The organism is Bradyrhizobium sp. MI1.3 (assembly GCF_055811695.1).
In genome coordinates, this window is the sequence record NZ_JBVVPQ010000195.1 from 1 (window position 1) to 1,454 (window position 1,454).

1 protein-coding gene is annotated in these 1,454 nt (G+C 62.3%); it reads right to left on the reverse strand.

Going from position 1 to position 1,454, the window contains the following annotated elements:
* Positions 1 to 34: 34 nt before the first annotated feature.
* Positions 35 to 1,408: an IS30 family transposase gene (locus AC0L3A_RS40575; RefSeq protein WP_007597145.1), complete on the reverse strand. Its 1,374-nt coding sequence runs from the start codon at positions 1,406 to 1,408 to the stop codon at positions 35 to 37.
* Positions 1,409 to 1,454: the final 46 nt, after the last annotated feature.

Here is a 1,454-nt window from a genome sequence, read left to right on the forward strand (position 1 = left end):
TTCAAACGGTCGTCGCAACACCAGTTACTTTCACTCATAACAGAAGATCGTCAAGCGCCTCCGCCGGCGTTTTCCAGCCTAGTGTCTTCCGCGGTCGGGCATTGAGGGCCGCTGCCACAGCGGATATCTCTTCGGCGCTGTGGATGCTCAGGTCCGTGCCTTTCGGGAAGTACTGCCGCAGCAGCCCGTTGGTGTTCTCGTTAGTGCCGCGCTGCCATGGGCTTTGCGGGTCGCAGAAGTAGACCTGGATACCCGCATCGATCTTGAGACGATCGTGCTGAGCCATTTCGGCTCCCTGATCCCAGGTTAGCGAACGGCGCAGCTCTTCGGGCAAAGTGATGATGGTGCGCGTGATCGCGTCGCGCACGGCTTCGGCCCCATGTCCCGCAAGGGCTGGCCCGTTCTTCGCGCGCGGAGCTTCGCCATGCCCCGCCAACCGTGGAAGGTGCAAGAGCATCGTAAAGCGCGTCGTGCGCTCGACCAGCGTGCCGATTGCCGAGCTGCCAAGACCGAGGATAAGGTCCCCCTCCCAATGTCCCGGCACTGCTCGATCGGCAGCTTCAGCAGGGCGCTCACTGATCATGATCTCCGGCGAGACAAAGCCCTTGCCTCGCCTGCGTACGCGCGCTCTGGGCATCCGTAACACACGCCCTGTTCGCAAGCAGGCCGTCAGCTCGCGGCGTAGCGCGCCACGGCCCTGAACGAAGAGGGCTTGATAGATAGCTTCGTGGCTGATGCGCATCGTCTTGTCGTCCGGGAAGTCGATCGGCAAGCGTCGAGCAATCTGCTCAGGGCTCCAGGCTTTGGCCCATCGCCGATCCTTGCGCTGGCCATGCCGCCGCCCCTTCCACGGAACGGCGGGACCAGGAACGGGAGCGCCGGTCGGGGCTACGACGCCGCCAGCAAGTCTTTCCTCCACATAAGTGCGCAAGGTTGCATTGAGCGCAAGCTTGGTCGGCTTAGGCCGGCGGGCGGATCGATCCGCATGCCATTGGGCAGTTATTGCCCGATACTCCAACCCGCCGCCGCGAGTGGCCGCGTTGCGCCGCAGTTCACGGGAGACTGTGGAAGCAGCCCGCCCCAGGCGACGTCCAATCTCCTGTATGGAATGGCCCTGCACCTTGAGAAGTGCGATCTCCTCGCGCTCATTCAACGAGAGATACCGCCCGGACAGTGCCTTTGCCGAAGATCTGAACATCGCTGGTGGCATGCCGCCCGCCTTTCGGAATAATCTGCTTCCGACAGGTTGTGACAATCCGGCTTCGAGTGCAGCATCTTCGCTGCTTAACCCAGCGGCAATCGCCCGCCAAAATTTATTCTGTTCATCGCGCCCGGCAACAGAGGGCCGTCCTGGCGACGGCAATGGGGCTCGTCCTGACCGCGCCGATCTGCGCCTTACAACGTTCATCGCAACCTCCAAACTCCTGGTGTTGCGACGACCGTTTGAATCCGCC